Consider the following 24,565-nt stretch of genomic DNA (forward strand, 5'->3'; position numbering starts at 1 on the left):
TGACGCGGTGACCATCTCGCCCCTGGAGTATGCGGGCCTGCGCGATCGGGTCGACAAGGCGCTCACCGTGTTCCTCGCCGACCAGCGCGCCCGGATGACCGAGATCGACCCGGCGCTGGCCGACGTGGCCGACGCGCTGGAGGCGTTCGTGCTGGGCGGGGGCAAGCGGCTGCGGCCGGCGTTCGCCTACTGGGGTTTCCGCGGGGCCGGCGGGCTGGACAGCGACCCGCTGGTGGCCGCCGTGGCCTCGCTGGAGCTGGTGCAGGCCAGCGCGCTGATCCACGACGACCTGATGGACCGGTCGGACACCCGGCGTGGTGAGCCGGCCGTGCACCGGCGGTTCGCCGTCCGGCACGAGGCGGCGGGCTGGCGGGGCGGCGCGGAGCAGTTCGGCGACGCGGCCGCGGTGGTGCTCGGCGACCTGGCGCTGGTGTGGTCGGACGAGATGCTGCACGGCTCGGGCGTCGACCTCGCCGACCTGGCCCGGGCCCGGCCGACCTTCGACGCGATGCGCAGCGAGGTCAGCATCGGGCAGTACCTGGACGTGCACACGCAGGCCACCGGCGACACCTCGCTGGAGCGGGCGGGGCTGGTGGCCCGGTTCAAGGCCGCGAAGTACACGGTCGAACGGCCGCTTCTGCTGGGCGCCGCGCTGGCCGGTGCGCCGGCCGCGCTGAGTGCCGGCTATTCGGCGTACGGCATGCCGTTGGGTGAGGCCTTTCAGATGCGCGACGACGTGCTCGGGGTGTACGGCGACCCGGCCGTGACCGGCAAGCCGGCCGGCGACGACCTGCGCGAGGGCAAGCGGACGTACCTGGTGGCGGCGGCGTTCCAGACGGCGCCGGCGGCGGACCGGGCGGTGCTGGACGCGGCCCTCGGCGACCCCGAGCTGGACGACGCGGGGGTGGAGCGGCTGCGGGCGATCATCCGTGACTCCGGGGCGCTGGCCCGCACCGAGGAGCGCATCGTCACGCTGACCACCGAGAGCCTGGCCGCGCTGGCCGCCGCCGACGTCGAGGACGAGGCGCGGGGTGTGCTGCTGGAGCTGGCCGAGGCGGCTACCCGCCGGAAGGTCTGAGCCGCACCCAGATCGACAGCGAGAAGAGCACCAGGGCGAAACCGAAGAAAAGATCTTCAACCGGTGCGTACGCCACCCGCACGCCGATGATCGCCTGCGGGTCGTAGACGACGATGTGGCGGCCGGTCAGGATGCCGTTCGACAGCAGCTGGAAGACGATGACGATCGGGTACGTCGCCCAGAACACGAGCCGGGTCACCAGGCGGGTACGCAGCACGAACAGGTCGACGAGCACCGCCACCAGGACGCCCAGGAGCGCCGCGGCCGTGTAGGTCACTTCTTCAGGACCTTCCGGACCGCCTCGAAGCCGAGGATCGCGCAGATCGGCACGACGACGAAGAACAGCACCTCGTCGAGCGGCAGCCCGCCCGGGAAGACCACGCCGGTGGTCTGCCCGGGGTCGAAGGTCCAGTGCCCGGCCGCGATCGCCGCCAGGTCCCACAGCACGAAGACGAGCAGCACCGGCAGCACGGTCAGCAGCAGCCGCCGCCCCTGCCGGAGCACGCCGACCTTGAGCACCGGTTCGAGCCACAGCGCCGCGACGAGGCACCCCGCGAGCACGAACAGGTAGGAGAAGTGCCGCACGAGGCTCTCAGAACCCGAGCGCCTGCGCGCGCCGCTTGACCTCGCGCGCCCGGTCGCCGCCGAGACCGAGGGCGGCGTTGCCGTCGAGACTGTCGTCGGGCTCGTAGAGCCACCGGACCGCCTCTTCGTCGTTGTACCCAGCGTCGCGGAGCAAGGTCAGCACGCCCGGGAGGTGCTTGAGCACGGTGCTGTTGGCCAGCAGTTCCGCGGGAACGACCCGGATGCCGTCGCGTTTGACGGCCAGCAGGTGGCCGTCGCGCACCATCTGGTTCACCTTGCTGATGGACAGGTCCAATTTGTCGGCAACGTCCGGCAATGGGACCCAACCGGCCGGACCTGCCGTGGGCGTGGACGACGACGTAGATGACTCACTCACGGCATTCAGCCTGCCACAACCCGCCGAGCAGATTGCGAGCACGGATCCCATGACCATGTGGCGGAAGACCCGCACCGAGATGGCCGGCGCCATGCGGTCGCTGCAGTACGACCTCGGCCGGCGCGAGCCGTCGCCCGAGAACCCAGTGGTAGGCCAGGACGGCATCGGGGTGCCGGATGCCGCTCCGGGCTACCACCGGGCCCCGGACGGCCCCGAGGTGACGTCCACCGGGATGAGCACGTTCGGTGGCGCCGCCGAGGCGGCCCGACCCGGCGACGACCAGGGCCCGCGCCGGCGACCGCCCCGCCGGATCGCCGCCGTCACCGCGTTCGCGGCGCTGACCGTGGCGGGCGCCGCGGGCAGCTACTTCGCGGTGGTCAACGGGCTCGGCGGGCTGCTCGGCGAGAAGCCGGCGACGGCCGAGCCGTACCCGCTGGCGATCGGCGAGCAGGCCCAGGACCCGATGGCGGCCAACGCCGGGATGGGGCGGGGCAGCGCGGCGGAACCGGTCGCGGCCACGCCGGCCATCACCGTCGTGCCCGCGGCGACGCCGGCTCCGGGCGTACCCCTGGCGCCTCTCGCCCAGCCCGCGCCGCGGACGGTGACCGTGACCAAGGTGGTGACCGCGCCGCACGCGCCCGGACCGACCAGCGAGGGCTGCGGGGACTGCAACACGCCGCCGGTGCCGACGCCGACGTCGGTGCCTAGCACCACGCCGGCGCCGACCGAAAGCAGCTCGCCGTCGCCGTCGCCGACCGAAACGTCCGCTTCGCCGGAGCCGACCGAGAGCAGCAGCTCGGCGCCGGCGAGCGCGGACGGCCGGCGGGCGCACCGCCGGCACTGAGTTCCACGGCGGTCCGGCACAGCTCACACTGTGCCGGATCCGCTGGTCAGGAGCAGTGTGGCCTACCCGTTAGGTCTCAGCTGTGGCATCCTGAACCGTCGCCAACAGAAAGACACATACACTTCACGCCGATGGACACGACTGTCGCCGACTCGTTGATCGGCACGACGATTGACGGCCGCTACCGGATCACCGGTCGCGTCGCTCGTGGTGGCATGGCCACGGTCTACGGCGCCGTCGACGAGCGCCTCGAGCGCACGGTCGCTCTGAAGATCATTCACCCGTCACAGGCGACCAACGTCCACTTCGTGGACCGGTTCACCGACGAGGCCAAGACGATCGCGCGGCTGACCCACCCCAATGTGGTCGCCGTCTACGACCAGGGCCGCCACCAGGGCCTGCCCTACCTGGTCATGGAGTACGTGCAGGGCCGCACCCTGCGTGACCTGCTCACCCAGCGCCGCCGGCTCAACCCGGTGGAGGCGCTGGCCATCCTCGAGCAGATGCTCGCCGCGATCGCCGCCGCCCACCGGGCCGGCCTGGTCCACCGCGACGTCAAGCCCGAGAACGTGCTGGTCGCCGAGGCGCCCAGCGGCGGCATCGCCAACCTGGTCGACAGCGTGGTCAAGGTGGCCGACTTCGGCCTGGCCCGCGCGGTCGAGGCGAGCAGCAACGACGACTCCGGCCAGCTGATGGCCACGGTGGCGTACGTGGCGCCGGAACTGGTCGCCAACGGCCACGCCGACGCCCGCACCGACGTCTACGCGGCCGGCATCGTGCTCTACGAGATGGTCACCGGCCGGGTCCCGTTCGACGGCGACGACCCGGTCCAGGTGGCCTGGCAACACGTCGACAACGACGTGCCGAAGCCGTCCGCCCTGGTCCGCGGGCTGCCCACGGCGATCGACGACCTGGTCGCCCGGGCCACCCGCCGCGATCCGGGCGCCCGGCCCACCGACGCCGGCGCGCTGCTGGCCGAGGTGCAGGTGGTCCGCGACGACCTGGGCGCGGCGAACGTCGAGACGGCTCTGCTGCGCCAGGTCCCGTCGCGGCACACGGCCGACCGCACGGCGATGATTCCGGCCGTCACCACGACGTTCCCGCAGACCGACCGGCCGACCTGGTCGCGGCTCCCCCAGCAGAGCGGCAGCGTCCACCGGACGACGCCGGCCCGGCGCGGCTTCTTCGCCGAGGGCGGCAAGCGCCGCATCCTGATCCCGGCCGCGATCCTGGTGATGGTCCTGGTCGTGGTCGGCAGCACCTGGTGGGTCACCCTGGGGCGGTACACCGAGGCGCCGACCTTCGTGAACATGACCAAGGCGCAGGCCGAACAGCGGGCCGATCAGGCCGGCTTCGAGCTGATCTACGGCGACGGGCGCTACGACGAGACGGTCGCCAAGGACGTCGTGCTGAGCCAGAACCCGCCGGCCGACGAGAAGATCGTCAAGGGCGGCATCATCACGCTCACGGTGTCGCTGGGCCCGGAACGCTACCCGGTGCCCGACCTGGCCGGCATGGAACTGGCCGCCGCCAAGGGCGAGCTCGACAACGTCAAGCTCAAGCTCAAGGAGGGCAAAGCTCAGTACAGCGATCAGGTCGGCGAGGGCTTCGTGATCTCCAGCGACCCCAAGGCGGGCACCCAGCTGCGCCCCGGTGACACGGTCACGCTGGTGGTCAGCAAGGGCAAGGCGCCGATCACCGTGCCCGACCTGAACGGCAAGAACATCAACGAGGCCCGCCAGATCCTGCAGCAGCTCGGGCTGTCCGCGGTCGAGGCGCGCAAGCAGAACGACGCGCCGCGCGACTCGGTCATCGGCCAGAGCCCGAAGGCGGGCGCCGGGGTCGAGAAGGACACCGAGGTACGCCTCGACGTCAGCGAGGGCCCGCCGTTCGTGACCGTCCCGCGGGTGGTCGACCAGCCGTGCCCGCAGGGCCAGCAGGCGCTCCAGGCGCTCGGGCTCCGGGTCCGCGTCGACTTCAACCCGAACGGCACGGTCCGCGCCCAGCAGCCGGCCGAGAACACCCAGGTCGAACCGAACTCCGAGGTCGCGATCCAGTGCTTCTGACGTCGCCGATCGGCTCGCACACGTCGACCTCGGGCGGGCTGGCCAAGACCGGTCTTCGGTACGCCGACGCGGCCGGCTCCGAGGCCGTCCAGGTGTACGTGTCCAACTCGCGCGGCTGGGCCCTGCCGCCCGGCGACCCGAAACAGGACGTGCTGTTCCGCGACGGCATCGGCGAGCGCGGCGTCCCGGCCTACATCCACGCGTCGTTGCTGGTCAACCTCGGTTCGCCGACCACACTGACGCTGGAGCGCTCGGTCGACGTGCTGGAGCACGCGCTGCGCCGCGGCGCCGCGATCGGGGCGACCGGTGTGGTGTTCCACGCCGGCTCCTCGGTCGACCCGGCCCACGACGCGAAGGCCATGCACCAGCTGCACGAGGCGTTGCTGCCGCTGCTCGACCGGGCCGCCGCGGCCGGGCTGCCCCGGCTGCTGGTCGAGCCGAGCGCGGGTGGCGGCCGGAGCCTGGCCTCCAAGGTGGAAGACCTGGCGCCCTACCTGGACGCGGTGGAGGGTCACCCGTGGCTGGGTGTCTGCTTCGACACCTGCCACGCCTGGGCCGCCGGGCACGACCTGGCCACGCCGGGCGGGATGACCGCGACGCTGGACGCGCTGATCGCGGCGGCCGGACCGGGGCGGCTCCAGCTCATCCACGCGAACGACTCGAAGGACGAGTGCGGCTCGACGCGCGACCGGCACGAGACCATCGGTCAGGGCCGGATCGGCTCGGCCGCGTTCGCCGAGCTGCTGGCCCACTCGGCGGTGGCCGGCCTGCCGGTGATCGTGGAGACGCCGACCGAGAAGCACGAGGGCCACGCGGCCGACATCGCCCTGCTCAAGTCGTTAAGAGCTGTTTGAGTACGTCGATCGCCTGATCCACGTCATCGTCGGTGACGTCGAGATGGGTGATGATCCGGGCCACCCGCGGGAGCATGGCGACGATGTGCACGTCCTGTTCGGCGGCCGCCGCGACCAGGCCGGGCGCATCCCAGCGCGTTCCCGACAGGTCGAGCAGGACGATGTTCGTCTGAGCGGTCGTGTCCAGGGCCTCGGCCAGCCGCTTCGCGCGGGCGTGGTCGTCGGCCAGCCGCGTGATGTGATGTTCCAGGGCGTACCGGCCGGCGGCGGCCAGGATGCCGACCTGGCGCATGCCGCCGCCCATCCGCTTGCGCAGCACCCGGGCCTGGGCGATCCGCTCGGCCGAGCCGATGACCAGCGAGCCGACCGGGGCGCCGAGGCCCTTGGACAGGCAGACCGACATGGTGTCGAAGAGCGGGCCGTAGGCGTCGAGCGGGGTGCCGGTGGCGACGTGGGCGTGCCAGACGCGGGCGCCGTCGCAGTGCATCGGGAGGCCCGTCTCCCTCAGGGCGGCCAGCGTGGCGAGCGGGACGACCGTACCCCCGGCCAGGTTGTGGGTCTGTTCCACCGCGATCGCCCGCGTGGGGTTCGACGGGTAGCCGGCCGGGCGGATCATCGCCGCGATCGCGGCCGGGTCGAGGTCGGCGCCGACCGGGCCCCAGGTCCGGGTGGAGACGCCACCGAGCGCGGCGGCCGCGCCCAGCTCGTACGACAGGACGTGCGCGTCGGCCCCGGCCAGCAGCTCACCGCCGGGCGGCACCAGCAGTTGCAGGGCGATCTGGTTGGCCATCGTCCCGGACGGGCAGAACAGCGCCGCCTCGTGCCCGAACATCGCGGCGACCGACGCTTCCAGCGCGTTGACCGTCGGGTCGTCGCCGAACACGTCGTCCCCGACCGGCGCGGCCGCCATGGCCGCACGCATCTCGGTCGTGGGCTTCGTGACGGTGTCCGACCGGAGATCAGCCACGCAACATCTCCGCGACCAGGAACGCCAGTTCCAGGCTCTGCTGGGTGTTCAGCCTCGGGTCACAGGCCGTCTCGTACCGGTCCGGCAGGTCGAGGTCTTCGATGCCCTGCGCGCCGCCCAGGCACTCGGTGACGTCCTCGCCGGTCAGCTCGACGTGGATGCCGCCCGGGTGGGTGCCCAGCCCGCGGTGCACCTCGAAGTAGCCGAGCACCTCGTCGACGATCCGGTCGAAGTGCCGGGTCTTGTAGCCGTTGGACGACTCGTGCGTGTTGCCGTGCATCGGGTCGCACTGCCAGACCACCTTGGCGCCGGCCGCCGTCACCTTCTCGACGATCGGCGGCAGCGCGTCGCGGACCCGGCCGTTGCCCATCCGGCTGATCAGCGTGAGCTTGCCCGGCACGTTGTCCGGGTTGAGCTTCTCGCACAGCTCGATGGCCTGCTCGGGGGCGGTGCCGGGGCCGAGCTTGACGCCGATCGGGTTGGCGATCCGGCTGATGAAGTCGATGTGCGCGCCGTCGATCTGCCGGGTGCGTTCGCCGATCCACAGGAAGTGGCCGGACAGCCCGTAGGCGCGGCTGTCCGAGACGCGGGTCAGCGCCCGGTCGTACTCCAGCGCGAGCGCCTCGTGCGAGCAGTAGAGGCTGACCGTACGCAGGGCCTCGTCGTCGGTCATCCCGCAGGCCCGGATGAAGTCGAGCGTGCGGTCGATCTCGCGGGCGATCGCCTCGTAGCGCTCCCCGGCCGGCGACGCGCGGACGAAGTCCTTGTTCCAGTCGTGCAGGCCGGCCAGGTCGGCCAGACCACCCGCGAGGTACGCCCGGAGCATGTTCATCGCGGCCGCCGAGTTCGCGTACGCCCGGATCATCCGCTGCGGGTCGGCCACCCGCGCCTTCTCGTTCGCGTCCAGCGAGTTGATCATGTCGCCGCGGTAGGCCGGCAGCCCCAGCGCGTCCGTGGCGGCCGACCTCGGCTTGGTGTACTGCCCCGCGACCCGGGCCACCTTGACCACCGGCATCGACGCGCCGTAGGTCAGCACGACCGCCATCTGCAGCAGCGTGCGGGCGTTGGCCAGCAGGTGGCTCTCGGTGTTGTCGGCGAAGGTCTCGGCGCAGTCGCCACCCTGGAGCAGGAACGCCCGGCCCTCGCACACGTCGGCGAGCTTGACCCGGAGCTGGTCGACCTCGTAGGGCGCGACGATCGACGGCACATTCTCGAGGACCTGGCAGACCTCGGCCACCTCGGCCATGTCCGGCCATGGCGGCATCTGCACCCGCGGCTGGTCACGCCACCGGTCGAGGCCGAGAGCCGAGTCCTCGGCGGAGTCGGTGGACGGACGGGAGGTCTGCAGGGCCTGGTTGCCGAACCCCGGATAGCTGAGCTGATGCCACTCTCGGCGCATGCCGCCAGCCTAATGACGCCCGCACCACGCGAAGGAGCGGGGCACCGAACCGGTGCCCCGCTCCTTCTGGTGAGGAAGGGAGGATCAGAGGTTGTTCTTGATGGCCGAGATCAGTTCGCCGTTGCTGGTGTCACCGGAGAACTCCCAGAAGAACGCGCCACCGAGGCCCTGGTTCTTCACGTAGGTCATCTTGGTCCCGACGGTCGACGGGGTGTCGTAGCCCCACCAGTTGCTGCCGCACTTGGCGTAGGCGGTGCCACCGGCGGTGCCGGTCGCCGGGCAGCTGTTCTTGAGGACCTTGTAGTCCTCGATGCCCGCCTCGTAGGTGCCCGGTGCCGCCCCGCTGGCGGAGCCACCCGGTGCGGCCTGCGAGACACCGGTCCAGCCGCGTCCGTAGAACCCGATGCCGAGCAGCATCTTGTTCGCCGGCACGCCCTTGGCCTTGAGCTTCTGGATCGCGGCGTCCGACCAGAAGCCGTTGGTCGGGATGCCCGAGTAGGAGGTCAGCGGCGAGTGCGGCGCCGTCGGACCCTGAGCGCTGAACGCGCCGTAGTAGTCGTAGGTCATCGGCATCACGAAGTCGAGCTTGCTGATGCCCGAGGCGTAGTCGGCCGCGTCCAGTTTGCCGCCGTTCGACCCGTCGGCCGAGATCGCCGAGGTGACCAGGAAGCTCGAGCCGAACTTGTTGCGCAGCGCGGAGACCACGTTGTTGTACGAGGCCGAGCCGCTGGAGTCACAGCTCAGGCCACAGGCGTTCGGGTACTCCCAGTCGACGTCGATGCCGTCGAAGACGTCGGCCCAGCGGGAGTCCTTGACCAGGTTGTAGCAGGAGTTGGCGAAAGCCGTCGGGTTGGCCGCGGCCTGGGTGAAGCCGCCGGACCAGGTCCAGCCGCCGAACGACCAGATCACCTTGATGTTCGGGTATGCCCGCTTGAGCTTGCGGAGCTGGTTGAAGTTGCCGCGCAGGGCGCCGGCGTCCCAGGTGTCGGCCACGCCGTCGACGCTGTTGGCCGAGGTGTAGGCCATGTCGTAGTCGGCGTACGAGTCACCGATCGAGCACTGGCCGCCGGTGGTGTTGCCGAACGCGTACAGGATGTGGGTCAGCTTGCTGGCCGAGCCCGACGTGACGATGTTCTTCACGAAGTACTGGCGGCCGTAGACGCCCCACTCGGCGAAGTAGCCGACGACCTTCTTGCCGCCGTTGCCCGGCGGGTCGGTGGGGGGATCGGTGGGCGGGGTGGTCGGCGGGTCGGAGGGCGGGGTGGTCCCACCGCAGGCCCCGAGGTTCTTCCAGACATCCCACTCGCCGCTCTTCTGCGCCGGGTTCTCGTTCTGGGTCCACCACTTGGCCTGGTAGTTCTTGCCCTGATAGGAAGCGGTGTTGCCACCGTTGTAGACCTGCGTGGCGCTCCATGCGGGCGCACAAGCTTCCGCTGCAGACGCCTGGACCATGGGCATCGCGGCGGCCGTGACCGCAACGATCGCCCCGGCCCATAGAGCGCGGCGTAGGGATTTCTGCACGGCGTCTCCTCATGACCTGAACATTTAGGAAACTTTCCAAAACGAAAGTTGAGGAGACGGTAGTCACATTCATCGACGTCAGTCAAGATGGTCCACACGGATTGAGCACAGGCTTAAGTTTTCGACAGTCAGCAGTACGGCGTGCACTCAAACCACCACGGCGCGTAGTCTGCGGTCATGACCAACAACGCCGAGGGCATCGACCACCGTCGGTCCCCAGAGGGCGTGCGATGACCGTGAACGTCATCGGCGTCGACGCATATGCCCTGGGCTGGGTGGGTGTGGAGCTGCGCGAGGGCCAGTTCGGCCGGGCGCTGCTGGCGTCCACCCTGTACGAGATCGTGGCCGGGAGCTCGGGCGCCGCGGTGATCGGGGTGGACATTCCATTAGGCATGCTGCCCGACCGGTGGCGCGCCGCTGACACCCTCGCCGCCGACCAGCTCGGACCGCGCCGCGGCAGCGTCTTCCGGGTGCCGCCGCGGGCGGTCTGGCAGGAATCGGATTTCGCCACCGCGAACCGGCGCTGCCGCGAGCTGACCGGGTCGGGGCTGAGCCGGCAGTCCTGGGCGCTGCGGCCCAAGCTGCTGGAGGCGAACGCGATCTGGGAACGCCACCCGGGACTCCTCTTCGAGGCGCACCCCGAGGTGTCGTTCCGGCAGATGGCCGGCGAGCCCCTGGCGTACGCCAAGAAGACCTGGACCGGTCAGGCCCGCCGCCGGGAACTGCTCGCGCGGCACGGGATCGTGCTCCCGGACAATCTCGGACCGGCCGGGCAGGCGCCGCCGGACGACATCCTGGACGCGGCCGCCGTGGCGTGGAGCGCTCATCGGATGGCCACCGGCTCAGCCATGTCGCACCCCTCGCCGCCCGAGGAGGCCAACGGTGCCCGGATCGCGATCTGGTACTGACGCGCCGCCCGGCTTCGACAACAACGCCACCGACAGCCAGAGCACGCCGGCCGAGCCGGCCACCAGGCCACCCAGGTAGACGGCCTCGGGCACGGTGGCGCGTAACGCGGCCGCGCTCAGACCGGCAACGTAGAGCGCGACCGCGCCGCGCGGCAGCACCCCGGCCCGCCACGACGCCACGCCGAAGAGGACCACCCCGGTCAGGAACGTGAAGGCCACCACCACGAAGTACGGCCGGCCGGGGCCGGTCAGCACCTGCTCGCGGGTCGCCGCGTCCTGGAACTGGAGCACGGCGTGGGTCAGGAACTCGACCGCGAACAGGCCGCTGAGCCCGAGGTGGTTGAGCACGAAGCCGGTCAGCCCGAGCCGCCCGGCCCGCTCGCGCTGGACCAGGTAGAACGCGGTCAGGGTGAGCAGCAGCAGCGCGGTCGCGGGCGGGGCCAGGGCGTGGGTGAACGAGTTCTCAGGGATCAGGCCGGCGCGGCGGGCGGCGGCGATCAGCGTGAGCGCCCCGCCGAGCAGACCGGCGTAACCGGCCAGGCGATAGTGGTTCATGCCGGCCACGGTGCCGAAGCCACCCGGTCCGCCGACAGTGCCGATCGGCACCGGCGCGGCACATGACTATCGGCACTGTCCGAGAGCCACCGAACCTCCCTACCGTGGTGCGCATGGCTCCCCCGTTGCGCTGGATGGCTTCGGTGCTCTACCTCGCGGTGTTGAGCACCGGGCTCTACTACGCCGCCGCGGGCCTCTCCCCCGGCTGGTCGCCGGTGTGGTTCGCGGCCGCGCTGGTCGCGCTGCTCGGGGTCGAGCAGATCAAGCCGACCGGACGAGGCATCGGGCTGCTGCTGACCCGCATGGCGCTGATCGAAGTGGTGGTCGCGTTCGACGACGCGGGCTTCGCCCGGCCGCTCTACGTCCTGGTGCCGTTCTTCGCCTACTTCTCCCTCGGCCGCCGGTGGAGCATCGGCCTGGCGGCGGGCTACCTGGCCGCCGGGACGATCCGGGCGTCGTTCACGCCGGGCTGGGCCACCGACCCCGAGATCGTCTCCGACCTGCTGATGCTCTTCGTCGGCATGGTGCTGACCATCGCCACCGCCGCGGTCGCCGACCGCCAGCGCCGCAGCCGGGTGCGCGCCGAGCGGCTGTTCGCCGAGCTGCACGAGGCACAACAACAGGTGGCCGAGCTGAGCGCCACGGCCGAGCGCAACCGCCTGGCCCGCGACATCCACGACAGCCTGGGCCACCACCTGACCGCGATCAGCGTCCAACTCGAGAAGGCCGAGGCGTTCCGGGAACGCGACCCGACGGTCGCCGACCGGGCCGTCGGCGACGCTCGCTCGGCGACCGGCCGGGCCCTGTCCGAGGTACGCGAGTCGGTGAGCACGCTGCGCGCCGATCACTTCTCGCTGACCCGCGCGGTGGCGGTGCTCGCCGACGGGCTCGACGACCCGGGCTTCTCGGTCTCCGTCGAGCTGACCGGCACCGAGGGCGGGCAACGCCGCGACGAGCTCGAGACGCTCTACCGGGTGGCACAGGAGGCGCTGACCAACGCCCGGCGACACGCGCGGGCCGACGTGGTCTACGTGTCGGTGCGGTTCGGCGAGGTGAGGGTCGAGCTCGAGGTCGAGGACAACGGGCGCGGCTTCGTGCCGGAGCTGGCGACCGGCAACGGGCTGGCCGGGATGCGTGAGCGGGTGGCCTCGGTCGGCGGGGCGCTCCACATCGAATCCGAGCCCGGCCGCGGCACCCGGGTCACAGCCCGGGTGGGGGCCTGATGACCGACGTCCGCGTCATGGTCGTCGACGATCAGGTGCTCGTCTGCGAGGGCATCGCTTCCCTGCTCGGCCTCCAGGAGGGCATCACGGTGGTCGGCACCGCCGGGGACGGGCGCGAGGCGGTCGAGCGCGCCCTCGAGGTCAAGCCCGACGTGGTGCTGATGGACATCAAGATGCCGGTGCTCGGCGGGATCCGCGCGGCCGAGATGATCCGCGACGAACTGCCCTCCTGCCGGGTGCTGATGCTGACCACGTTCAACGACGAGGAATACGTGCTCGACTCCATGCGCGCCGGGGCCAGCGGCTACCTCTTCAAGGACCTGCCGGTGCGCGAGCTGGCCCAGGCCGTGCGGCTGGCCCACGCGGGCGTCGACCAACACGACGCCGCGGCGGTCCGGCGGCTGATGTCCGCGCTCGACCTGGCGAGGCCGGCCGCCCGGCGGCGACCCGACCTGACCGAGCGCGAGTTTGATGTGCTCAAGCTGGTCGCGCGGGGCGAGACCAACCGCCAGATCGCCAAGGAGCTCTTCCTCAGCGAGGGAACGGTGAAGAACCACGTGTCGCGGATCCTGAACCGGCTCGGCCTCCGCGACCGGGTACAGGCCGCGCTGCACGCAAAGGACAACGGTTGGCTCTAGCCGCGGGCGCGGCAGGAAAGGACGCGCGGTTAGCCCGGCCGAGCGGAAGGGACGCGGTCCCGCCAAGCTGGAGGAAAGCCGGACAACGCATCCAAAGGCGACGAAGCGGGGACCAACCAGGGGTGAGAATTACGCCGGACGTCGGGTAGCGCAAATAGGGCCGGAGTGGCGGTCAGCCGGAGTGGCGGTCAGCCGGAGTGGCGGTCAGCCGGAGTGGCGGTCAGTCAGCCGGCGCTCTGCTCGGCGATCTCGCGGGCGCGGTCACGGGCCGCTTCGAGGGCGGCGAGCATGGCCGCGCGTACCCCGTGATTCTCCAGCTCGCGGATGGCCGAGATGGTCGTGCCCGCGGGTGAGGTGACCGCCTCGCGCAGCTTCACCGGGTGTTCGCCGGAGTCGCGCAGCATGATCGCCGACCCGATGGCGGTCTGCACGATCAGCTCGTGGGCCACCTGCCGGGGCAGCCCGAGCAGGATGCCCGCGTCCACCATGGCCTCGACCAGCAGGTAGAAGTAGGCCGGGCCCGAGCCGGAGAGCGCGGTGACCGCGTCCTGCTGGGACTCGGGCACCCGGATGACCGAGCCGAGCGGCCGGAACATGTCCTCGGCGATCTCCAGGTGTGACGCGGTCGCGTGCGGACCGGCCGAGATCGCGGTCATGGCCTGGTCGACCACCGCCGGGGTGTTGGTCATGACCCGTACCACCGGGGTGCCCTCGGGCAGCCGATCGGCGAAGAACTTGGTGGGCAGGCCGGCGCAGAGCGAGACGACCAGCTTGCCCGGCGGGATCGCGGCCCGGATCTCGTCGAGCAGCGTCCCGGCGTCCTGCGGCTTCACCGCGATGGCCAGGATGTCCGCTTCCTGCACGGCAGTCACGTTGTCGACCACCCGGACGCCGTAGCGTTCGTGCAGCTCCTTGCCCCGCTCGGCCCGACGGGCGGTGATCAGCAACTCGGACGCCGGCCGCCCGGCCCTGAGCAGTCCGCTCACAACCAGCTCGCCGATCTTCCCAGTGCCAATCACCGCAACCGTCATGAAACCCCTCCGAAGAGATCACCCGCCGACGAAGCCCAGCCCCTGCAGTAGAGACCAGCCCAACCTGCCGCCCGGCACCCGAATGCCCAAGTTCTCCCTGCGCAAATAGGGCCGGAGTGGCGGACAGCTCAGCTGCCGAAGAAGACTTCGGCCTCGTCGTACCGCTCGATCGGGACGGTCTTCAGCTCGCCGGTGCCGTCGGCCAGCGGAACCCGCGCGATGTCGGTGCCGCGCAGGGCCATCATCTTGCCGAAGTCGCCCTCGTTGACGGCGTCGATCGCCTGCAGGCCGAAGCGGGTGGCGAGTACCCGGTCGAACGCGGTCGGCGTGCCGCCGCGCTGGATGTGACCGAGGACGACCGTGCGGGCCTCCTTGCCGGTCTTCTCCTCGAGCTGCTCGGCCAGCCACTGGCCGATGCCGCCCAGGCGCACGTGACCGAACGAGTCCTTCTCCTGGCTGACCAGCTGCATCTGGCCCTCGAGCGGCTGCGCGCCCTCGGCGACCACGACGATCGGCGCGTACTCGACCTGGAAGCGCTTGGTCACGTAGGTCGCGACCTGCTCCACGTCGAAGTTGCGCTCGGGCAGCAGGATCACGTTCGCGCCACCGGCCAGGCCGGCGTGCAGCGCGATCCAGCCGGCGTGCCGGCCCATGACCTCGACGACCAGCGTGCGGTGGTGCGACTCGGCGGTGGTGTGCAGCCGGTCGATCGCCTCCATCGCGATGTTCACCGCGGTGTCGAAGCCGAACGTGTAGTCGGTCGCGTTCAGGTCGTTGTCGATCGTCTTCGGCACGCCGACAACATTCACGCCCAGGTCGAACAGCTTGGTGGCGACGCCGAGGGTGTCCTCGCCGCCGATCGCGACCAGCGCGTCGACGCCCTGGTCGGCCAGGTTCTGCTTGATCCGCTCGACGCCACCCTCGATCTTGAACGGGTTGGTGCGCGAGGAGCCGAGGATGGTGCCGCCGCGCGGCAGGATGCCACGCACCTCGGCGATGCCGAGCGGCTTCGTCAGACCCTCGAGCGGGCCCTTCCAGCCGTCCCGGAACCCGACGAACTCGTGTCCGTACGTGGCGACGCCCTTGCGCACCACCGCCCGGATCACCGCGTTCAGACCGGGGCAGTCGCCGCCGCCGGTGAGCACGCCGATACGCATGATGACTCGTCCTTCCAAAGATGGAACGCGAGACGCCCGGCACGCCTCCTCGACATTTCGGCAACGTTGCCGTTCCGGGGGCCCGGGGCCGCATGCGCACTGTAGTGGGCGTCACGACCCCGGATCAAAACGGCCCGTCGTTCATCTTCTGCCAGCGGGCAAGATTATGTTTCGCGTCCACCAAAGCGTCATGTCGGCCGGTCGCGGTGGGTAACGGCGGCCGCCCCCGATCGTCCCAGAGCTGGCGGAGATCCTTGGTGAAACGCGGGATCTCCCGGGGCAGGGCCGGCATCGCGCCCCAGAGCTGGGCCAGCGCCACGTGGTCGTACGCCGCGTACCAGGCCCAGAGCTCGATCTGCTCGTCGCGGCCCTTCACCGGTTCCATCAGGAAGGCGTGCAGGTCGTCGCGGATCCGCTCGCGGGAGCGCCAGGCCGGGTCGGCCGGGCTGGGCAGCTTGTCCAGCACGTTGCGGCGCACCCAGGGCACGGCCCGGGTGTCGTCGAACTGGGTGGAGACCGCGTAGAACTCGCGGCCGAACTCGTCGACCACGCCGATCGAGACGAGGTCGACCAGGCGGCCGTCCTCGATGAACTCGCAGTCGTAGAAATAGCGGTAGACCATCGGGTCCATCCTCGCCCATGGCTAAAGGCCGGGTGACTCCAGGGCCTCCCGTGCGGTCGCGAGCGCCTGGCGCGCCTCCGCCGGGCACGCCCCGCCACCGGCGAGCTGCCGCGCCGACCAGTCCGCCTGCACCGCCCAGCGGAACCGGATCAGCACCGGCAGCGCGGCCTCCACCTCGTCGCGGTGCACCGGCCCGGCGGCCAGGTAGCCGTCCAGGAACTCGGCGGCGGCGGGCGGGCCGCCGGCGTACACCACGGCCGCGGCGACGTCGTAGGCCAGTGGTCCGGTGCCGCTCGCGCCGCAGGTGAACAGGCCGGCCCGCCCGGTGTCCGGGTCGACCACGAAGCCGGCCGGGGCCGGGTCGCCGTGCAGCACGCCGTAGGTGAGGCGGTCGGTGACGGTGAGCCGGACGGCGGCGTTGACCGCGTCGGTGACCGCGGGGCGCAGCCACGGCTCGACGCCCAGGTGCGGCGCGTCCAGGTCGATCAGCTGCCAGGCGCGCAGGCCCGGGTGGTGGAACCGCTGGAGCACCCGGTGCATGGCGCCGAGCCGGTCGCCCCACCACTGCTGGTCGACCGGGTCGCAGCCGGCCAGGGACCGGCCCGGCACGCGGTGCGAGACGGAGAGGACGCCGGTCGAGGTGGTCGCGGTCAAGGCCCCGGCGAGGGTACGGACGGGAGCGCCGACCGCGATCCCCCAGTCGCGCAGGTGTTCCGCCGCGGCCAGGCCGGCCTCCACCGGGCGGGCGGCATAATCGTCGACCAGCCGGCACACGTACCGCTCGTCGCCGGCGAGCACCTCCCAGGCGCAGGACATCTGACCCCACTCGAGGGCGGTGATCCGGCTCGGCGCGAGATGCCAGTGATCACGCAGAAGGGATCGAAGGAGGTCGTCGTCCGGCACGGCGGAGGATTATTCCGGCACGCCGCGTACATCCGACGGACACCGTGGGCGACAATCACGCTTCGCGATTGTCGTCTATACAGAAAGCGATTGCTGGAGCATGATCGGAGGGGGACAGCGCCTCGCGACGCGAATTTTGCAACTGACGTATCACGTGGCACCCCGGGCGCTCTTCATGCTATGAGTGATCGTCGCTCATCGGGATGGCGTCCCCCGAGCAGCGCGATCAAGGCCCTGACCGGGGAGGATGGAGTCGTGGACCATCGCCTGCCGGATCCCGGTGATCCGCTGGCCAGCGTGGATATGTTCGCCGGCCTCGAACCAGAGGTACGCGCCCGTGTACTGGGTGCGGCGGTTCCGCGCACCTATCGCAAGGGCCAGATTCTTTTTGTGGAGCATGACCCTGGCGAATCATTGATCATCCTCAAGCGTGGGGCGGTCGCCGTCTTCCGCACCGCACCCTCAGGCGAACGCGCGGTGCTCACCGTGGCGCGCCCACCCGATGTCCTGGGCGAAGTCTCGCTGCTCGACGCGTCGACCCGGTCCGCCTCGGCCGAGGCGATCGAGGACACCCAGGCCCTGGCCCTGTCCCGGGCCGCGTTCATGGAACTGGTCCATTCCAACCCCCGCATCCTCGACGCGGTGATGCGCTCGGTCGGCGCGCTGATCCGGCGGCTCACCGAGCAGAACACCGACCACGTCTTCCTCGACCTGCCCGGCCGGGTGGCCAAGACCCTGGTCCGGCTGGCCGGCGAGAGTCAGGCGCCGATGATCACCATCGAGCTCAACCAGAGTCAGCTGGCCGAGATGGCCGGCGGCTCGAGGCAGAGCGTCAACCAGGCGATCGGTTCCTTCGCCAACCGGGGGTGGCTGCGCACCGAGGGCCGGCGGATCGTGGTCACGGACGTTTCGGCGCTGCGGCGTCGCGCGGGGATGGAGGCGCCTCGCTAGCGGCGGGCTCGGCGGGGCCCCCGGCCTTCGGCGCGGGGCTCCCGGCCGGCGCCTTCGGCGCGGGGCTCTCGACCGTCGTCTTCAGCGTGGAGGCGTAGACATCGACGTAGGGGCGGCCGGTCAGCGTCATGATCTCGTACATGATCTCGTCGGTGACCGCCCGCTCGACGAACCGGTCGCCGCGGCGGTCCGCGTACCGGGAGAAGTCGAGCGGGGCGCCGAACCTCATCCGTACCCGCTTGACCTTGGGAATCATCTTTCCGGTGGGCTGGATCTCGTCGGAGTTCAGATGGGCCACCGGCACCACCACCGCCCCGCTCTCCAGGGCGAGGCGGGCGACGCCGGTCTTGCCGCGGTAGAGCCGGCCGTCCGGCGAGCGGGTGCCCTCGGGATAGATGCCCGCGACGTCACCCTCGCGCAGGACCCGCAGCAGCGTGTCCAGGGCCGCCTGGGCCGCCTTGCCGCCCGAGCGGTCCACCGGGATGGTCCCGGTGCCGGAGAAGAACTGGCGCATCAGCCAGCCTTTGACCCCCTTACCGGTGAAGTACTCCGCTTTCGCGACGAACGTCACCCTCCGCCGGACGATCAGCGGTGTGAAGATCGAGTCGGAGAAGGAAAGGTGGTTGCAGGCCAGGATCACCGGCCCCGACCCGGGCACGTTGGCCAGACCGTCGACCCGCGGGCGGAAGAGCAGCAGCAGAACCGGCCCGAGCAGGACGTACTTGAGCAACCAGTAGAACACCGATGACCTCTCCGAGTGCGTCAGGTCACACGAGAGTACCGGGAGCGCGCCGCGACGACGCACTCCCGTAAAGGGGCCCTGTCGTGTCACCATTGCCGACAGGACGGGCGAGGGAGAGTGCCAGGGTGTCTACGGGTGGCGCCCGTCGCGGGCGGCGGGACAACGGGCTCGACGCTGCCGATTACGCGGTGGCCGGTGATGTGGATCCGCGCGTGGGCGAACACCTGCTCGACGTGCTGGCCGCGGCGGGCATCGCGGCGTATCTCCAGCCGTCGGCCGATCTCAACCCGGTGCTGCGCACCACCACCCTCCCGGGCCGGCCGACCGACCGGCTCTTCGTCGACCGCACCCAGCTCGAGGCCGCTCGCGAGCAGCTGCACAAGCTGACCGGCGGGGTGAGCCCGACGCCGCCGCCGCGGCCCGAGGTCAGCCAGACCGAGGTCGACGCCGAGTGGGCGAAGATCATCGCCGGCTTCCACACCCTGCCCGAGGAGAAGGCGGCCGAGAGCGCCGACCAGCCCCGCCCGTCTCCCCCGATGCCGTCCGCCACGGACATCTCAGGGATCACCCTGAACCGCCGGCGCACCGATCCGCAGCCCGCGCCGGAACCGTCGTTGCTGGACGGTCTGGACACCTTCGGCGCCGACGTCCCGGACGACGACGAGGACCGCTACATCCCGCCGCCCCCGCCGCCGCTCCCCCGGTTCAGCAAGTACGCGGTCGCCGGCGTGCTGGCCATCGTGGTCGGGTTCGTGCTGTTCCTGCGCCCGACCCTGATCCCGGTGGACGGCGATCTGGTCACGCTGTTCGGCTTCAGCGCGATCGTGGCCGGCGCGGTCACGCTGGTCTGGCGCCTGCGGTCCGGCGATGACGACGACGAGGATTACGACGACGGCGCCGTTGTGTGATTTATCCCCGCCGATACTTCGGTGCGTAGTTGTGGCGTAACCTGTCGTGGTGCGTCAGAGCTCACTGGTGGTAGTTGCCAACCGTTTGCCCCTGGACGACAACGCGGCCCCCGACGGTGCCTGTGAATGGAGACGCAGCCCCGGCGGTCTGGCCAGCGCCCTGCACGCGATCCTGCAGAACACGCCGGCCACCTGGGTGGGCTGGGGCGGCGGCATCGGCGACGCGCCCGCCCTCCCCGACATCGGCAGCCTGCGCATCCGCCCGGTCGGGCTGAGCGAGGACGAGCTGCGCGGCTACTACGAGGGCTTCGCCAACTCCACCCTCTGGCCGCTCTACCACGACGCCGTCGAGCCGCCGGTCTTCGACCGCGGCTGGTGGGAGACCTACCGCGCGGTCAACCGGCGGTTCGCCGAGGCCGCGGCCGAGGTGGCCGAGCCCAAGGCCGCGGTCTGGGTGCAGGACTACCACCTCCAGCTCGTCCCGGCGATGCTCCGGCAACTGCGGCCCGACCTGCTGATCGGCTTCTTCCTGCACGTGCCGTTCCCGCCGCCGGAGCTCTACATGCAGCTCCCCCGCCGGGTCGAGCTGCTGCGCGGGATGCTCGGGGCCGACCTGGTCGGCTTCCAGCGGCCGCAGGCGGCCCACAACGTCGCCCAGCTCGCCACCAAGCTGCTGGGGGCGGCGGCCACCGACGACGAGATCGTGCTGAGCTCGCCCGAGGGCGACCGGGTCGTGCGTACCCGAGCCTTCCCGGTCTCGATCGACGTCGCCGAGATGAGCGCCCTGGCCGCCCGGCCGGACGTGATGAACCGCGCGCGGCAGCTGCGGTCCGACCTGGGCCAGCCGAAGCGGGTGCTGCTCAGCGTCGACCGGCTCGACTACACCAAGGGCATCGAGCACCGGCTGACCGCGTACAGCGAACTGCTGCGGGACCGGCGGGTCAAGGTCCGCGACACGGTGATGGTGCAGGTGGCGGTGCCCAGCCGCGAGCGGGTGGAGAGCTATCAGACGCTGCGCGACCGGATCGAGGGCGAGGTCGGGCGGATCAACGGCGAGTACGGCCGGGTCGGCGAGCCCGCCATCCACTACCTGAACCAGCCGTTCGACCGGGCCGAGCTGGCCGCGCTCTACCGCACCGCCGACCTGATGGTCGTGACGCCACTGCGCGACGGGATGAACCTGGTGGCCAAGGAGTTCGTGGCCGCCCGCACCGACGGGACCGGCGCGCTGGTGCTCAGCGAGTTCGCCGGCGCCGCGGCCGAGCTGGAAGAGGCGTTCCTGGTCAACCCGCACGACGTGGACGGGCTGAAGGCGACCCTGCTGGAGGCCATGGACACCCGGCCGGACGACCTGTCGAAGCGGATGGTGGCGATGCGCGACCACCTGAGCCGGCACGACATCGTCCGCTGGGCGCGCGACTATCTCACCACATTGGACCGGACCGGCCGGATCGCCGAGCTGATCCCGCCGCCGGCTCAGACCGTCAGTTCCTTGCCCAGCCAGTCGAGGATCGCGTCGATCGGCTCGGCCCAGCCGTCGCCCACCATCAGGTCGTGACCCATCCCGGGGAAGAGCAGGGGCGCGCCGCCGTACCGCGCGGCCGTGCGGTCGAGGGAGGCGCGCGGCACCACCTTGTCGTCGGGGCTGCCCACCACGAGCACGGGCGGGTCGCCGACCGGCTTCTCCATCTGGAACGCCGGCAACCGCGCCGGGATGGAGCCATGACCGGCCTGCCGCCGGTTGAGCCGCATCCGGCCGCCGAAGATCGCCGGGATCGCGCCGGCCGGGTTGACCGTGAGGGCCTGCCGGATCGTCGCCCACCGGTCGAGCACCGGGCCGGCGAGCACGATCGCCCGCGCCGGGTAGCGGGTGGCGGCCCGGGCCACGATCATCGCGCCGACGCCGTGCCCGACCAGCACGGCCTGCCGGGGCAGGGCCGCGGCGGTCTGGACGACGTCGTGCGCGTACTCGCGGAGGGAACCGTTCTCACGGGCGGTCAGCGCGTGGGCCGGGAAGCCGCGACCGGCCGTGTGGGCCAGCCAGTGCTCGGCGAACACCCCGGCGCCGAACGCCGGGCCGGGCACGAACAGCACCGGCGGCTCGGACGCGTCGGCCGGCACCTCGCTCAGCACCCGGCGGCGTACCGGCCGCACCGGCGATGTCCAGTCCTCGAAGCGCAGTAGGTTCATGGCGCCGGCTCCAACCGCTTCAACAGCTCCGCGAGCACCTTCAGATAGTCGACGCCGCTCACCTCGAACCAGTGACGCGCCGTCGGCACGGTCTTGCTCCGCGACCACTGCTCCAGGGGGCGCTTCGACTCGGCCTGCTGCACGGCCGCCGCGCGCACCGGGTCGGCCGTACGCAGCCGGAGCCAGCGCGCCACGGCGACGTTCTGCCAGTGGGCCAGCGGGAGCAGCCCCGGCGAGTCGGACTGGAGCAGGCCGACCACGGCGAGCGTCGGGTGCCGCCGGGCGAACGCGTGCAGATGAAGATCGGGCCGGCCATCGTCGTCGAGGTCGAGCAGCTCCGGCGCCAGGAACTCGAACTGCGGCCGGTAACCGGTCGCCGCGATCACCAGGTCGGGCTCGACCCGGGTGCCGTCGGTCAGCTCGACCGCGGCGTCGTCGAACCGGGCGACGTCGGGCACCGGGGTGATCCGGCCGTGGCCCAGGTAGTGGATGAGCTGGCTGTTGACGACCGGATGGGACTCGTACGGGCCGTGGTCGGGCGTCGGCAGCCCGAACCGCGCCGGGTCGCCGGAGGTGGCGAGCACCGTCCGGCGGTAGAGCCAGTCGCGCAGCCACATCGGCAGGCGCAGGCGCCGCATCAGGGCGGCGGACTGGTCGGCGGGGCGGCCGAACACGTACTTCTGGGCGTACCAGTAACCGCGCCGGGTCGAATGCCACACCTCGGCGGCCTGCTGGGCCGCCTCGACCGCGATGTCGCAGCCCGAGTTGCCGCCGCCGATCACCAGCACGCGGCGGCCACGCAGAACCGCCGGGTTCTTGTACGCGCTCGCGTGCAGGAAGCGCCCTCGGAACTCGCCCTCGATCTCGGGCATCCGCGGCGCCCAGTTGTGCCCGTTCGCCACCACGACGGCCGCGTACCGCTGGGTGCGCTCGGCCCCGCCACCGGTGCTGTGGGTGGTCACGTCCCACCGGCCGTCCCCCACCGGCACGACCGACGCCACCTCGGTGCCGAACCAGACATGCTCGCCCAGCCCGAAGTGTTCGGCGTACCGCTCCAGATAGGACAGGACCTGGGCGTGGTGTGGATAGTCGGGCCAGTCGTCGGGCATCGGGAAGTCGGGGAACTCGGAGAGCGGGCGGGACGAGATCAGGTGGGTGGCGGACGAGATCGGGCTGCGGTCATGCCGCCAGTTCCACCCGCCGCCCACGGACGTCTCGCGCTCGTAGCAGTCGACCGCGAACCCGTGCTCGCGCAGGTTCTTGATCGCGGTGAGGCCGCTCGCGCCCGCGCCGATGACGCACACGGCATCTCGGCGGTCGGCGACTCCGGGTGTCTCTGGCACCCGCGAATCCTCGCAGAGACTCCCGCTTATGCGGAAGGGAGTCTCAGGTCCGCGATGACCGGAAGATGGTCGGACGCCAGACGTGCCTGGTCCGTGTCGATCACAGCGTATTTGTCGATGGTCACGCCCGGGTGGGCGAACACCGCGTCGAGCTGGTGCTGGGGCAGCCGCGCCGGGAAGGTGAGGATGCCGGCGTCGTCGGTGCCGAGACCATCGGCGACCGTACGCCAGGCGCCCCCGCCCGGCCCCTCGTTCATGTCACCACCGGCGATCACGATGCCGTCGATCGCCGACAGCTCCTGCTTCCAGCGGGCCGCCTGCTCCGGGCGCTCGACCGGATCGGTCGACAGGTGCGAACCGGAGACCGTGAACTCGGCCCCCCGCACCGCGCACGTCGCGAAGGCGGCGCCGCGCATGTGCCGTCCCGGCGTCAGCGGATAGCGGACGCACCACGATCGCAGCACCCTGAGCCGCAGGCTGACCAGGATCAGGTTGCCCAGCGACGGCAGGCCGCCGGCGCCGACCACCATGCCGGCGTCGTCGGCCAGCGCCGCGCACTTGTGCCGCCACCGGAACCGGCGCGGCGCCTCCTGCACCAGCACGACATCGGGCTCGGCGTCGCGGATCAGGCCGGTCAGGGCCGCCCGGTCGTCCTTGAGACCGTGCACGTTGTAGGTCATCACCCGCAGCGGGATCCCGGTCATGATCAGATCCGCCGGGCCAGGTCGGCCGCGCCGAGGACACCCGCGGTGTTGCCGGTCTCGGCCGCCTTGACCTCGGCCACCGGGAAGCGGCCCCGGGCGGCCAGCTGATCGCGGTAGGTGCTCTCGGTCGGGCCCATCAGCAGGTCACCCGCGTCGATCACGCCGCCGCCGATCACCAGGATCTGCGGGTCGAAGGACTGCGCCAGGTCGGCCATGGCCACGCCCAGCCAGTAGCCGATCTGGGCGAACGCGTCCCGGGCCACGCCGTCGCCGTGGTGGGCCGCCTCGGTGATCTGCCGGCCGGTGATCGCCAGGGGGTCGCCGCCGGCCAGGTCGAGCAGCAGCCGGGCGCGGTCCGGTTCCTGCCGCGCCCCGGCCCGGGCGAAGCGCACCAGGGCGTTGCCGCTGGCGTACTGCTCCAGGCAGCCGAGCCGGCCGCAGCCGCACGGGTGGCCGTCGTTCACCGACTGGATGTGGCCCAGCTCGCCGGCCATCCCGTTGGCGCCGCGCCACAGGCCGCCGTTGATCACGATCCCGCCGCCGATGCCGGTGCCCACGGTGATCATCACCATCGAGTCGTCGGCGTTGCGGGCCGCCCCGAACCGGAACTCGGCCCAGGCCGCCACGTTGGCGTCGTTCTCCAGGACGGTGGGCAGACCGACCGCCTTGGACACGTAGTCGCGCAGCGGCTCGTCCCGCCAGGCCAGGTTGGGGGCGAACAGGACGGTCGAGCCCGCGGCGTCGATCCAGGCGGCCGCGCCGATGCCGATGGCCGTCGCCTCCGGATGTTCCCGGGCCAGCTCGGCGGCCACCTCGACGATCGTGTCCCGGGTCCCGGCCTGGTCCTCCGCGGGCGTGGGCTTGCGGTTGGACGCCAGCACGGTGCCGTGCTCGTCAACCACCCCGCCGGCGACCTTGGTCCCACCGACATCGATTCCGATGGTCAGCGTCACGCTGCCCGTCCCCTCTGGCCCTGTCCCGCATGCCTTTTGACCGGCTT

At 71.4% G+C, this 24,565-nt stretch carries 26 protein-coding genes; 10 read left to right on the forward strand and 16 right to left on the reverse strand.

The window, feature by feature from the left end; translation table 11 throughout:
* Positions 1-22: 22 nt before the first annotated feature.
* A complete protein-coding gene (locus AB0M54_RS08225) occupies positions 23-1,078 on the forward strand; it encodes a polyprenyl synthetase family protein (RefSeq protein ID WP_364470051.1) in 1,056 nt (351 codons plus the stop codon).
* Here the strand turns inward: AB0M54_RS08225 and AB0M54_RS08230 are convergent.
* From AB0M54_RS08230 to AB0M54_RS08240, 3 genes are read right to left on the reverse strand one after another with little or no spacing between them, the layout of a single operon-like run.
* Entirely contained in the window at positions 1,059-1,355 is a 297-nt protein-coding gene (locus AB0M54_RS08230; protein ID WP_364332426.1) for a lycopene cyclase domain-containing protein, read from the reverse strand. The genes AB0M54_RS08225 and AB0M54_RS08230 overlap by 20 nt on opposite strands.
* The gene (locus AB0M54_RS08235) at positions 1,352-1,663 is read right to left on the reverse strand and encodes a lycopene cyclase domain-containing protein (protein ID WP_364469871.1); all 312 of its coding nucleotides are present in this window, start codon (positions 1,661-1,663) and stop codon (positions 1,352-1,354) included. The genes AB0M54_RS08230 and AB0M54_RS08235 overlap by 4 nt, the downstream gene beginning before the upstream one ends.
* 7 nt (positions 1,664-1,670) lie before the next feature.
* Complete coding sequence (locus tag AB0M54_RS08240; RefSeq protein ID WP_364332476.1) at positions 1,671-2,048, reverse strand: Rv2175c family DNA-binding protein; 378 nt, start codon at positions 2,046-2,048, stop codon at positions 1,671-1,673.
* Between the two features lie 40 nt (positions 2,049-2,088).
* On the opposite strand from AB0M54_RS08240, the gene AB0M54_RS08245 reads away from it, so the two are divergent.
* The 3 genes from AB0M54_RS08245 (at position 2,089) to AB0M54_RS08255 (ending at position 5,803) form a co-directional block, all read left to right on the forward strand.
* Positions 2,089-2,883 (forward strand): hypothetical protein, encoded by a 795-nt coding sequence (locus AB0M54_RS08245; protein WP_364469873.1) that lies wholly within the window; start codon positions 2,089-2,091, stop codon positions 2,881-2,883.
* 131 nt (positions 2,884-3,014) lie between these two features.
* A complete protein-coding gene (gene pknB, locus AB0M54_RS08250) occupies positions 3,015-4,949 on the forward strand; it encodes a Stk1 family PASTA domain-containing Ser/Thr kinase (RefSeq protein ID WP_364469875.1) in 1,935 nt (644 codons plus the stop codon).
* Positions 4,940-5,803, forward strand: a complete 864-nt coding sequence (locus tag AB0M54_RS08255; RefSeq protein ID WP_364469877.1) for a deoxyribonuclease IV — start codon at positions 4,940-4,942, stop codon at positions 5,801-5,803. Before pknB ends, AB0M54_RS08255 begins: the two co-directional genes overlap by 10 nt.
* Here the strand turns inward: AB0M54_RS08255 and AB0M54_RS08260 are convergent.
* From AB0M54_RS08260 to AB0M54_RS08270, 3 genes are all read right to left on the reverse strand, one after another.
* Positions 5,781-6,770: a GntG family PLP-dependent aldolase gene (locus AB0M54_RS08260; RefSeq protein ID WP_364469879.1), complete on the reverse strand. Its 990-nt coding sequence runs from the start codon at positions 6,768-6,770 to the stop codon at positions 5,781-5,783. The two genes, AB0M54_RS08255 and AB0M54_RS08260, sit on opposite strands and share 23 nt — an antisense overlap.
* Entirely contained in the window at positions 6,763-8,169 is a 1,407-nt protein-coding gene (locus AB0M54_RS08265; RefSeq protein WP_364332444.1) for a class II 3-deoxy-7-phosphoheptulonate synthase, read from the reverse strand. Before AB0M54_RS08265 ends, AB0M54_RS08260 begins: the two co-directional genes overlap by 8 nt.
* Before the next feature lie 84 nt (positions 8,170-8,253).
* Positions 8,254-9,690, reverse strand: a complete 1,437-nt coding sequence (locus AB0M54_RS08270) for a glycosyl hydrolase family 18 protein (RefSeq protein WP_364332447.1) — start codon at positions 9,688-9,690, stop codon at positions 8,254-8,256.
* A gap of 230 nt (positions 9,691-9,920) precedes the next feature.
* Here AB0M54_RS08270 and AB0M54_RS08275 point away from each other — a divergent pair, with 230 nt between their 5' ends.
* On the forward strand, positions 9,921-10,598 hold the full coding sequence (locus AB0M54_RS08275) for a DUF429 domain-containing protein (protein ID WP_364332450.1): 678 nt from the start codon (positions 9,921-9,923) through the stop codon (positions 10,596-10,598).
* Here the strand turns inward: AB0M54_RS08275 and AB0M54_RS08280 are convergent.
* Positions 10,533-11,153, reverse strand: coding sequence for a hypothetical protein (locus AB0M54_RS08280; protein ID WP_364469881.1), 621 nt, complete (start codon positions 11,151-11,153; stop codon positions 10,533-10,535). The genes AB0M54_RS08275 and AB0M54_RS08280 overlap by 66 nt on opposite strands.
* A 113-nt stretch (positions 11,154-11,266) precedes the next feature.
* On the opposite strand from AB0M54_RS08280, the gene AB0M54_RS08285 reads away from it, so the two are divergent.
* Both AB0M54_RS08285 and AB0M54_RS08290 read left to right on the forward strand, forming a co-directional pair.
* Positions 11,267-12,376, forward strand: a complete 1,110-nt coding sequence (locus tag AB0M54_RS08285; RefSeq protein ID WP_364469883.1) for a sensor histidine kinase — start codon at positions 11,267-11,269, stop codon at positions 12,374-12,376.
* Positions 12,376-13,014, forward strand: coding sequence for a response regulator transcription factor (locus AB0M54_RS08290; RefSeq protein WP_364469885.1), 639 nt, complete (start codon positions 12,376-12,378; stop codon positions 13,012-13,014). The genes AB0M54_RS08285 and AB0M54_RS08290 overlap by 1 nt, the downstream gene beginning before the upstream one ends.
* 224 nt (positions 13,015-13,238) lie before the next feature.
* On the opposite strand, the gene proC is transcribed toward AB0M54_RS08290, so the two are convergent.
* The 4 genes from proC to AB0M54_RS08310 form a co-directional block, all read right to left on the reverse strand.
* On the reverse strand, positions 13,239-14,045 hold the full coding sequence (gene proC, locus AB0M54_RS08295) for a pyrroline-5-carboxylate reductase (RefSeq protein WP_364328390.1): 807 nt from the start codon (positions 14,043-14,045) through the stop codon (positions 13,239-13,241).
* A 128-nt stretch (positions 14,046-14,173) separates the two neighbouring features.
* Entirely contained in the window at positions 14,174-15,202 is a 1,029-nt protein-coding gene (locus tag AB0M54_RS08300; RefSeq protein WP_364328387.1) for a 6-phosphofructokinase, read from the reverse strand.
* 124 nt (positions 15,203-15,326) lie between these two features.
* Positions 15,327-15,824, reverse strand: a complete 498-nt coding sequence (locus AB0M54_RS08305; RefSeq protein WP_364328384.1) for a polyadenylate-specific 3'-exoribonuclease AS — start codon at positions 15,822-15,824, stop codon at positions 15,327-15,329.
* A gap of 21 nt (positions 15,825-15,845) precedes the next feature.
* Positions 15,846-16,727, reverse strand: a complete 882-nt coding sequence (locus AB0M54_RS08310; protein ID WP_364469887.1) for a phosphotransferase — start codon at positions 16,725-16,727, stop codon at positions 15,846-15,848.
* Between the two features lie 255 nt (positions 16,728-16,982).
* Between AB0M54_RS08310 and AB0M54_RS08315 the strand changes: the two genes are divergently transcribed.
* Positions 16,983-17,678, forward strand: coding sequence for a Crp/Fnr family transcriptional regulator (locus AB0M54_RS08315; RefSeq protein ID WP_364328378.1), 696 nt, complete (start codon positions 16,983-16,985; stop codon positions 17,676-17,678).
* On the opposite strand, the gene AB0M54_RS08320 is transcribed toward AB0M54_RS08315, so the two are convergent.
* Positions 17,626-18,420: a lysophospholipid acyltransferase family protein gene (locus AB0M54_RS08320; protein WP_364328375.1), complete on the reverse strand. Its 795-nt coding sequence runs from the start codon at positions 18,418-18,420 to the stop codon at positions 17,626-17,628. The genes AB0M54_RS08315 and AB0M54_RS08320 overlap by 53 nt on opposite strands.
* A 125-nt stretch (positions 18,421-18,545) precedes the next feature.
* On the opposite strand from AB0M54_RS08320, the gene AB0M54_RS08325 reads away from it, so the two are divergent.
* Together AB0M54_RS08325 and AB0M54_RS08330 are read left to right on the forward strand one after the other, a co-directional pair.
* Positions 18,546-19,328, forward strand: coding sequence for a DUF308 domain-containing protein (locus AB0M54_RS08325; RefSeq protein WP_364328372.1), 783 nt, complete (start codon positions 18,546-18,548; stop codon positions 19,326-19,328).
* A gap of 49 nt (positions 19,329-19,377) precedes the next feature.
* Positions 19,378-20,886, forward strand: a complete 1,509-nt coding sequence (locus AB0M54_RS08330; protein WP_364328369.1) for a trehalose-6-phosphate synthase — start codon at positions 19,378-19,380, stop codon at positions 20,884-20,886.
* On the opposite strand, the gene AB0M54_RS08335 is transcribed toward AB0M54_RS08330, so the two are convergent.
* The 4 genes from AB0M54_RS08335 to AB0M54_RS08350 are packed head-to-tail and all read right to left on the reverse strand — an operon-like array spanning position 20,805 to position 24,518.
* Complete coding sequence (locus AB0M54_RS08335) at positions 20,805-21,518, reverse strand: alpha/beta fold hydrolase (RefSeq protein WP_364328366.1); 714 nt, start codon at positions 21,516-21,518, stop codon at positions 20,805-20,807. The genes AB0M54_RS08330 and AB0M54_RS08335 overlap by 82 nt on opposite strands.
* Positions 21,515-22,861, reverse strand: a complete 1,347-nt coding sequence (locus AB0M54_RS08340; RefSeq protein WP_364328363.1) for an NAD(P)-binding domain-containing protein — start codon at positions 22,859-22,861, stop codon at positions 21,515-21,517. The genes AB0M54_RS08335 and AB0M54_RS08340 overlap by 4 nt, the downstream gene beginning before the upstream one ends.
* A 26-nt stretch (positions 22,862-22,887) precedes the next feature.
* Positions 22,888-23,565 (reverse strand): endonuclease/exonuclease/phosphatase family protein, encoded by a 678-nt coding sequence (locus AB0M54_RS08345; RefSeq protein ID WP_364328360.1) that lies wholly within the window; start codon positions 23,563-23,565, stop codon positions 22,888-22,890.
* 2 nt (positions 23,566-23,567) lie between these two features.
* Positions 23,568-24,518, reverse strand: a complete 951-nt coding sequence (locus AB0M54_RS08350; RefSeq protein ID WP_364328357.1) for an ROK family glucokinase — start codon at positions 24,516-24,518, stop codon at positions 23,568-23,570.
* Positions 24,519-24,565: the final 47 nt, after the last annotated feature.

Source organism: Actinoplanes sp. NPDC051470, from assembly GCF_040682035.1.
Taxonomy (GTDB): domain Bacteria; phylum Actinomycetota; class Actinomycetes; order Mycobacteriales; family Micromonosporaceae; genus Actinoplanes.

Excerpts from the sequence above, each read along its gene's own strand:
- AB0M54_RS08280 (WP_364469881.1), bottom strand. The coding sequence starts at position 11,153 with ATGAACCACTATCGCCTGGCCGGTTACGCCGGTCTGCTCGGCGGGGCG.
- AB0M54_RS08245 (WP_364469873.1), top strand. The coding sequence starts at position 2,089 with ATGACCATGTGGCGGAAGACCCGCACCGAGATGGCCGGCGCCATGCGG.
- AB0M54_RS08275 (WP_364332450.1), top strand. The coding sequence starts at position 9,921 with ATGACCGTGAACGTCATCGGCGTCGACGCATATGCCCTGGGCTGGGTG.
- pknB (WP_364469875.1), top strand. The coding sequence starts at position 3,015 with ATGGACACGACTGTCGCCGACTCGTTGATCGGCACGACGATTGACGGC.
- AB0M54_RS08335 (WP_364328366.1), bottom strand. The coding sequence starts at position 21,518 with ATGAACCTACTGCGCTTCGAGGACTGGACATCGCCGGTGCGGCCGGTA.
- AB0M54_RS08265 (WP_364332444.1), bottom strand. The coding sequence starts at position 8,169 with ATGCGCCGAGAGTGGCATCAGCTCAGCTATCCGGGGTTCGGCAACCAG.
- proC (WP_364328390.1), bottom strand. The coding sequence starts at position 14,045 with ATGACGGTTGCGGTGATTGGCACTGGGAAGATCGGCGAGCTGGTTGTG.
- AB0M54_RS08290 (WP_364469885.1), top strand. The coding sequence starts at position 12,376 with ATGACCGACGTCCGCGTCATGGTCGTCGACGATCAGGTGCTCGTCTGC.
- AB0M54_RS08305 (WP_364328384.1), bottom strand. The coding sequence starts at position 15,824 with ATGGTCTACCGCTATTTCTACGACTGCGAGTTCATCGAGGACGGCCGC.
- AB0M54_RS08285 (WP_364469883.1), top strand. The coding sequence starts at position 11,267 with ATGGCTCCCCCGTTGCGCTGGATGGCTTCGGTGCTCTACCTCGCGGTG.
- AB0M54_RS08345 (WP_364328360.1), bottom strand. The coding sequence starts at position 23,565 with ATGACCGGGATCCCGCTGCGGGTGATGACCTACAACGTGCACGGTCTC.
- AB0M54_RS08300 (WP_364328387.1), bottom strand. The coding sequence starts at position 15,202 with ATGCGTATCGGCGTGCTCACCGGCGGCGGCGACTGCCCCGGTCTGAAC.